Origin of the sequence: Pseudomonas sp. CVAP#3 (genome assembly GCF_018986375.1) — a bacterium.
Taxonomy (GTDB): domain Bacteria; phylum Pseudomonadota; class Gammaproteobacteria; order Pseudomonadales; family Pseudomonadaceae; genus Aquipseudomonas; species Aquipseudomonas helvetica.
Genome location: NZ_JAHMSC010000004.1, coordinates 481,722 through 489,781, shown reverse-complemented (window position 1 = coordinate 489,781; position 8,060 = coordinate 481,722). Strand labels below are relative to the sequence as shown.

The 8,060-nt window shown below is 59.2% G+C and carries 7 protein-coding genes; 3 read left to right on the top strand and 4 right to left on the bottom strand.

From position 1 onward, the window contains the following. Window positions 1-263: 263 nt before the first annotated feature. The gene (locus KRR23_RS10610) at window positions 264-1,238 is read left to right on the top strand and encodes a D-glycerate dehydrogenase (protein WP_216742456.1); all 975 of its coding nucleotides are present in this window, start codon (window positions 264-266) and stop codon (window positions 1,236-1,238) included. Window positions 1,239-1,296: 58 nt separating this feature from the next. Here the strand turns inward: KRR23_RS10610 and KRR23_RS10605 are convergent, their stop codons facing one another. After that, a complete protein-coding gene (locus KRR23_RS10605) occupies window positions 1,297-1,689 on the bottom strand; it encodes a hypothetical protein (RefSeq protein WP_216742455.1) in 393 nt (130 codons plus the stop codon). 239 nt (window positions 1,690-1,928) lie between these two features. Between KRR23_RS10605 and KRR23_RS10600 the strand changes: the two genes are divergently transcribed. Next, window positions 1,929-2,438, top strand: coding sequence for a DUF2165 family protein (locus KRR23_RS10600; protein ID WP_216742454.1), 510 nt, complete (start codon window positions 1,929-1,931; stop codon window positions 2,436-2,438). A 48-nt stretch (window positions 2,439-2,486) separates the two neighbouring features. Here the strand turns inward: KRR23_RS10600 and KRR23_RS10595 are convergent, their stop codons facing one another. Continuing rightward, a complete protein-coding gene (locus tag KRR23_RS10595) occupies window positions 2,487-3,389 on the bottom strand; it encodes a DMT family transporter (protein ID WP_216742453.1) in 903 nt (300 codons plus the stop codon). Window positions 3,390-3,528: 139 nt separating this feature from the next. Here KRR23_RS10595 and KRR23_RS10590 point away from each other — a divergent pair, with 139 nt between their 5' ends. Then, complete coding sequence (locus tag KRR23_RS10590) at window positions 3,529-4,404, top strand: helix-turn-helix domain-containing protein (RefSeq protein WP_216742452.1); 876 nt, start codon at window positions 3,529-3,531, stop codon at window positions 4,402-4,404. A 6-nt stretch (window positions 4,405-4,410) separates the two neighbouring features. Here KRR23_RS10590 and KRR23_RS10585 read toward each other — a convergent pair whose 3' ends face one another. Together KRR23_RS10585 and KRR23_RS10580 are read right to left on the bottom strand one after the other, a co-directional pair. Further along, window positions 4,411-5,463, bottom strand: coding sequence for a hypothetical protein (locus KRR23_RS10585; protein ID WP_216742451.1), 1,053 nt, complete (start codon window positions 5,461-5,463; stop codon window positions 4,411-4,413). Continuing rightward, entirely contained in the window at window positions 5,463-7,904 is a 2,442-nt protein-coding gene (locus KRR23_RS10580) for a TonB-dependent receptor (protein WP_216742450.1), read from the bottom strand. The genes KRR23_RS10585 and KRR23_RS10580 overlap by 1 nt, the downstream gene beginning before the upstream one ends. Window positions 7,905-8,060 lie beyond the last annotated feature (156 nt).

Below are 8,060 nucleotides of genomic sequence, written 5' to 3'. Positions count from 1 at the left end.
TGGCCAATTGATCCTAAGGATTGACCCGATCCAGTGTGGCGAGGGAGCTTGCTCCCGCTCGAGTGCGCAGCGCTCGCAATCGCGTCAATGAGCTAATTCAGGTAAGTCGAGATTGAAAGGCTGACGACTGCTGCGCAGCCGAGCGGGAGCAAGCTCCCTCGCCACAGGGTTTGTGTTCGCCCACAGCCTGTGGCTCTCGCAAAACCCCGTCAGAGAATGTTAGCGTGCTTGGCATTCTCCTCCGCCTGACGAGCCTTCCTGCGATGAAAAAGACCGTACTTGCCTTCAGCCGTGTCTCGCCCGAAATGGTCGAGTCCTTGCGACACGACTTCGATGTGATCGTGCCCAACCCCAAGCTGGGTGACATCAATGCACAGTTCAACGAAGCCCTGCCCCACGCTCACGGCTTGATCGGAGTTGGTCGCAAGCTCGGTCGGGCCCAATTGGAGAACGCCAGCAAACTCGAAGTGGTGTCCAGTGTCTCGGTCGGCTACGACAACTACGACCTGGCCTACTTCAACGAACGCGGGATCATGCTCACCAACACCCCGGACGTGCTGACCGAAAGCACCGCCGACCTGGCCTTTGCCTTGCTGATGAGCAGTGCCCGACGCGTCGCCGAGCTGGACGCCTGGACCAAGGCCGGGCAATGGCAGGCCACGGTCGGCGCGCCGCTGTTTGGTTGCGACGTGCATGGCAAAACCCTGGGCATCGTCGGCATGGGCAACATCGGTGCGGCGATCGCACGGCGCGGTCGTCTGGGCTTCAACATGCCGATTCTGTACAGCGGCAACAGCCGCAAGGCCAACCTTGAACAGGAACTCGGCGCGCAGTTTCGCAGCCTTGATCAGTTGCTGGCCGAAGCCGATTTCGTTTGCCTGGTAGTGCCGCTCAGCGACAAGACCCGGCACCTGATCAGCCATCGCGAACTGGCATTGATGAAGCCGAGCGCGATTCTGGTGAATATTTCCCGTGGCCCGGTGGTCGATGAACCGGCGCTGATCGAGGCCTTGCAGAACAACCGGATCCGCGGGGCGGGGCTGGATGTCTACGAGAAGGAACCGCTGGCCGAGTCGCCGCTGTTCCAGCTGAAGAACGCCGTGACCTTGCCGCACATCGGTTCGGCCACCCATGAAACCCGCGAAGCGATGGCCCTCCGCGCCTTGGCCAACTTGCGCAGCGCGCTGTTGGGCGAGCGACCGCAGGATCTGGTTAATCCGCAGGTGTGGAAGGGTTGATAGAAACAGGGCACGTTCGACCTGAACGTGCCCTGTCCCATTACGACAACGCATCACGTCATTCGATGACATCAAAATACTTGAAATTAGACGGTGTCGTTTCATTCACGAAGTACAGTGCAAATGCCGTTTCGCCAATCAGTCGATTGATCGTGTCTTCAGGCACTAACGCCTCGATTTTTTTCTCTGTTTCCAGCGTATATTCGGCTTCATAATCGACAATTCCGGGGGTGGCACTCCCCAGATAAAAACGGACTGTGTCGCCGGGCTCGAATTCGTCATAACCAAGCTCCACCCAAAGCCCATCCTTCGAAACACGCGCATGACTCAATTTGCCATTAGCATCCAGCAACTGGATAAATGGCGCCGGCGGCAAAGCCGCGTTCGAATAATTCTGATTATTTAAAGACTTACGAATATTCGCGACGACTGCAAGTTGATCTTTATTCATGGGAACTCCACCTGAGATATTGTCGAGACGCCTTCCAGAACCCGGACCACGCTAAACAGAACGCACCCAGGCGTCTACTGTCACATCTGACAGTAGACAAACCCCAAATAAAAGTTATCACTCGAAGTACGCCAGGACACAACTTGCAATTCAGTCCTCTGCCCGCCATTTTTTTCGCGTTATAAACTCCTGCCCCAATTACCTGCACACTGCAGGAACCGGAATGGAGAGTACGTAACATGAGAAGTTTCACAACAGCCTGTCTGATCAGGCGCAGTAAGTTGGCCCTGGTTTTAATGGCGGGAGTATTTGGCTTGCTTGTCGTATTCAGCAATGTGACCGACTACGACTCCAACTACGAATTCGTTGGACATATCCTCAGCATGGACACGACCCGCCCCAACGAAGCCCTGCGCTATCGCGCCATCACTTCCCCCATGCTGCACCATAGAATCTACTGGATGATCATCACCCTGGAGACAACCTACACCGCCTGTTGTTTATTGGGGGCCTATCAGCTTTACACAAAACTCAATGCGCCGCGCAAAGAGTTCCACGAGGCAAAGAAATACGGAATTGTCGGTTTGATGATCGGCATTTTCGTGTATTACTTCTGCATACAAGTAATCGCCAATGAATGGTTCGATATGGACACTTCCGCAGAATGGAATGCCATGGCATGGACCCGAAGCATTATCGGTTACATGATGACGGCGCTTATTTATCTGTCACTGAAGACCGACCATTAATAAACGCCGCACTGCTGAACCCGACAATGCACAGTGTAACTTGATCGATCACGCCAACTTGCCACTGCCCACCGTCACTCGCGCCTTGGGTTTGCGAAACACCAACACGTTACCCAACATGACCAGTACCAACCCGGCCAAAGCCGGTGTGGTCCATTGATAGCCTTCGGCGAAGGCCGACACGTTCAATGCCACTACCGGGAACAGCACGGTGCAATAAGCCGCACGTTCAGGCCCCATGCGCCCGACCAGGGTCAGGTATGCGGTGAAACCAATCACCGAGCCCGGAATCACCAGGTACAACAACGAGCCGATGTAACGAGTATTCCATTCAATGTCGAAGGGAATACCTTTGACCAGGCAGTACATCGACAGCATCGCGGCGCCATAGGCCATACCCCAGGCGTTGGTGGTCAGTGGCTTGAGGCCGGCTTTCTGTTGCAGGCTCGAGAGCATGTTGCCGGCCGAGAAACACAGTGTGCCCAGCAGCGCCAGACCCAGGCCAAGCAAGGTTTGCGGGCTGGCGGTATGGCCGACCAGTTCCGGCCAGAACAACAAGCCCAGCCCGATCAACCCCAGCGCGCCGCCCATCAGCACATTGCGGGCCACTTTCTGACCGAAGAACACCCGCGCATTCAGCGCATTCCACAGCGTGGCGGTGGAGAACACCACGGCGACCAGACCGCTGGGAATCCACTGGCTGGCGGTGAGGAAGCACATGAAATTGATGCAGAACAAGCACAACCCCTGGGCCAGGCAGATCAGATGACCGCGACGGTTCATCACTTGCAGACGTTGGCTGAGCAGTAACATCACGAACAGCACCAGCGATGCCAGGCCGAAGCGATAAACGATCGACACCGGAATCGCCACTACCCCCAGTTGCAGTTTCAAGGCGATCCAGGTGGTGCCCCAGATCAGCACCGTGAGCAGGTATAGCGAGAGGTTCATGTAGGCAACTCCTGAAGATGGCCTTCAGTCTGTGCCCGAGGCAGACCGTGCGCTTGCATAAACTTGCGCTTTTGTCGGTCGACGGGCTGGCAGCGTCAAGGCGACGGAGTAGGATGCAAGGCGTTGGAGAGAACCGATCATGCCCGCACTGGAAACCCTGCAAGTCTTTCAAGCCCTCAACCGCTCGCCGAATGCTCGCCTTGAGCACAGCGCCGAGCTCGGTGACGGCATGGCTGCAGCCCTGTGGAGCAACCATCACGATGCCCAGGACTATGAAGCGCCCGGTCATCACACCCTCTCCTGCTACATCGCCGGTGGCACCGGGACCTTTCGCCGTGAACAGCCCGGCACCAAAGGCGGCCCGGACAAACTCTGCATCTTGCCCGCTGAACACCAGTCGGCCTGGGTGATCAACGGTGAAATCCGCCTGGCTCACCTGTACTTCAGTCCCGAGCAATTTGCCCTCGGCTGCGTCACCCTGCTCGACCGTGAACCGCGTGAGCTGCAATTGCAGGAAAGCACCTTTCTCGAAGACCCGGTGCAAGCCCGGCGTTTCCGTCAGTTGATTGAATTGAACTGGAACGAGCCCGGCGAACGCCTGCTGACCAGCAGCCTCGCACACGAAATGCTCAGCCACACGTTGCTCAGTCAGGTCGGCCTGCGCCAGGGTTTGCGCCTCAAGGGTGGGCTGGCGGCACATCAGCGTCGACAGCTGATCGAGTACATCGACCAGCAATTGGCCGAGCCCATCAGCCTCGGTCAACTGGCCGGTCTGTGTGCGTTGTCGGAGTACCACTTCGCGCGGATGTTCCGCGAGAGCTTCGGCCTGCCGCCGCATCAATACCTGTTGGCCCGCCGCCTGACTCACGCCCGGCATTTGTTGCGCAACAGCTCACAGCCGCTTGGAGAGATCGCGCTGGCCTGCGGCTTTGCCAGCGCCAGCCATTTCACCAATCGCTTTCGTCAGGCCATGAAGGGTACGCCCGGCGAATATCGTCAGGCGTTTTTGCGTTAACGGCGGCTACGGAACCAGGGTGGTGACCGAGAAGGTGTTGGCGTGAAACAGCGGATCCGGCTTGGGTTGCGCCTTGCTCGGCGCGGGCTGGGTGAAGTCCATCGCTGGCAGGTAAAGCTTTTTGCTCAGCGGATCGAAGGCCATGTTGTAGGCCATCGGCAACGTGCTGACGCTGGCCTGCGCCTGGTAGTGATCGGCATCGAGCTGCTGGACGATGCTCAGGTTGGCATCGACTCCGCTGGGGATCAGCAACTGCCGGTTGTCCGCATCATAGGCCAGGGCATTGACGTCACGGGTGATCGGCAGACGGGCCTTCAGCGCACCGCTCTGAAGATCGGCGACGACCAGTTGCGGCTTTTCGCCTCGGCAGGCAATGAACAGACGCCCGCGTTCGGCATCCTGAGCCAGGGCACTGGGCCGCGTACAACCTTCGAATTGCCAGGTGTCGAGGACTTCAAAAGTGCTTGCCGAGAAACGTGCGACCTTGCCCTCATCGCGCATCGGCAGGAAGAAACTGCCGTCGCCCTTGACCAGCAACGGATCGATTTTCTTCACGTCCAGTTCATGCGCGGCGCTGATGCGCTCTTGCTTCGGATCGAACACGAACAAGGTCGAACGATCGGCGCGCCGACCGCTGACGATGATCACCTGCCCCGTGCGCGGTTCATACACCGCGCTGTTGAGGTTGCTCTGGGCCACCGGGATGCGCTTGAGCAGTTTGAGTGTGGACAACTCGACCACGCCCAGGCTGCCGTCGGTGTTGAGCACGAACACCCGGTTCAACGTCGGCACGAATACCACGCCGTTGGCGCCCGCTGAGCCGTCGATGGTTTTCAGCAGACGTTGCTGCTCGACATCGAACACGCTCAGGCCATTTTCACGACGGGCCAGAAACAGATAAGGCCGCGTCGGGTCGAGGGCGACAAAGCCCCAGCTGTCTCCCGAACCGGGCAAGCTCACCTGCTGCTCGCGATGGTAAACCCGGGCATCCGGTGCCGGCGCGGCAAACGCCGCGCCGCTGAATGCCAAGGCCAACATGGCAATCTTCAAGGTTTTCATCAGAACTCCAGGGTGCTGGACAACGACACCTGACGCGAATCGCCCATCGACACAAAGAACCGGCTGACGGCCGAGGTGTAATAAGTGCGGTCGAAGAGGTTCTTCACGTTGAGCTGAAACTTGACCTTCTGCCCGTCGAGCTTGGTGTCGTAGGTGGCGAAGGCGTCGGCCACGGTGTAGCCCGGCAGGTCGAAGTCGTTCACCGCGTTGCCGGCCCGCTCGCCGACATACCGGGCGCCCGCGCCGACCCGCAACTGGTCGCCACCGACGATGGTGCCGAAGTCATAGACCGCCGACAGCGAGCCGGTGTTTTTCGCCACGTTTTGCAGTCGCTTGTCTTTGTAGTCCGGATCTTCGGTGACCTCGGCGTCGGTGTAGGCGTAGCTGCCGATCATGCTCCAGCGATCACTCAATTGGCCGGTCAGGTCGATCTCCAGGCCACGGGAACGCACTTCGCCGGCCGCACTGTAAGTGGTGACCAGCGGGTTCTCGGAGTTGGCCACCAGCACGTTGCGTTTCTTGATGTCGAACAGCGCGATGTTACCGGTCATGCGGCCCGGCATGTCGAGCTTGGCCCCCAGTTCCCACGACTTGGCTTCTTCCGGTGCGAAGCTGCCATCAAGCACGACCGTACTGCCGCTCAATGGCGCGATGGTCGAGTTCGGTTTGAAGGATTCGGTGTAGCTGCCGTAGAACGACAACTCGTCGGTATAGCGATACACCAGGCCGGCGCGCGGCACCCATTTCTGACCGTTGCTGTCGGTGTTGGCCTTGAACGGACGGCCCTTGCCGGCGTACTGGTCGTACTCTTGGAAGCGTCCGCCGGCCACCAGAATCCACTGGTCGTTCAGATGGATCGAGTCCTGCAGGAACACCGAATCGCTGCGCAGCAGATCGGTTTGATTGCTGTCCGCTGCGCTGACCGTGGTGCCTGCCACTTCACGGCCGTAGACCGGGTCCAGATAGCTGAAAGACGGGAACAGGCTCTTCTGCCGGATCAGGTCGGCGCGGTAGATCTTGCGGTATTCGTCATCCACACCGAACACCAGATCGTGTTGCATACCGGCCACATCGACCTTGCCTTCGAGGCTGGCAGTGGTGAAACGGTCGGTGGTCAGGGCGCCTTGGGTGCCGTCCATGCTGCGGGTCAGCGTGCCTTTTTTCGGGTCGATGGCGGTGATGCGAACCTGGCTGGCGTCGTAGGTTTCGCGGTTCCAGCTGTAGCCGAAGTGGGCTTTCCAGTTGTCGTTGAGCTCGTGGTCAGCTTCGAAATGGTACAGGTCCGAACGGCCTTCCATATTGTTGAACGGCTCGTCGAGACGACGACCACGCGGGATGTCCAATGGATGATTGGTACGCGGGTCAATGGCCGTGCCACGGTCGAACGGTGCGAAGAACTCGCGGTGCTCGTAGGCGAACAACAGCTTGGTGCTCTCGCCGAACCAGGCCAGGGACGGCGCGATCAAGGTCTCGCGGTGCGTGCCGAAGTTGCGCCAGTAGTCTTCGTCTTCGTGGTCCAGCACCATTCGGTAGGCCAGACCGGAGTCGCCCAGTGGCCCGGTGCTGTCGAGGCTGCCGCCGCTGCCGTTCTTGCCGTTGCCATAGCTCGAGCCGCGCACGGTCAAGGCGTTGTATGGCTGCAATTCGGGCTTCTTGCTAACCATGTTCACCACGCCGCCCGGGTCCTGGATGCCGTAGAGCAACGAGGCCGGCCCCTTCAGGACTTCGACCCGATCCACCGAGGCGTTCAGGCCACGGCCCTGCACCAGCGGCATGCCGTCGCGCATGATCGAGCCGTTACGGTTGTCGCCGAAACCGCGAGTCATCACCGAATCCTGGGTGCTGCCCAACGTGTTGCCCTGGGTGATGCCGCTGACATTGGCCAGCGCATCGTCCAGGTTGCGCGGCACTTGGTCACGCAGCACCTGGGCCGGGACCACGTTGATGGTCTGGGGGATTTCCTGGAGCGAGGCCGATGAACGTGCCACTGAGGTGGTGGACGGCGGCTGATAGCTCATCGGTTGCTCAACCGCCGAGGTGATGGTGGTCGCGCCGAGATTCAGCGCGCCTTCGGTGGGCTGTGGTTCAAGGGCCAGGGTATGGGCGTCGGTCTGGCGGAAGGTGAAACCGGATTTGCTGAGCAAGCGCTGCATGGCTTGTTCGGCGCTCATCTCGCCCTTGATGGCCGGTGCGCTGAGACCGTAGGGCGCTTCATCGGTGTAAACCACACTGATGCCGGTGATTCGGCTGAAGTCGCTCAGAGCCTGGGGCAAGGGTTTGGCGGCGATGCTGAAGCTGAACAGCGCGCTGTGTTGCTCGCTGGCCTGCGCGGCGCACGCCACGCTCAACGGCAACGAGGCCAACACCGAAACGGTCAGCGCAGAAGCGCCAAACCACTGTTTAACCAAACCGCCTGCCGCCGATTTTGCCCTGGACTTCATTGCTCGTGACCTGTGTGTAGAAATGCTGCGGATGCGAATGAATCGCACTTTCACCACTACACGAATGTCACTCGGGTTTACCTCACACCTTTTTTGAAATTATTTTCGCCTGCTGCTGATCGTTCCCATGCGCAGCAAAGGAATGCAGCCCGGGAC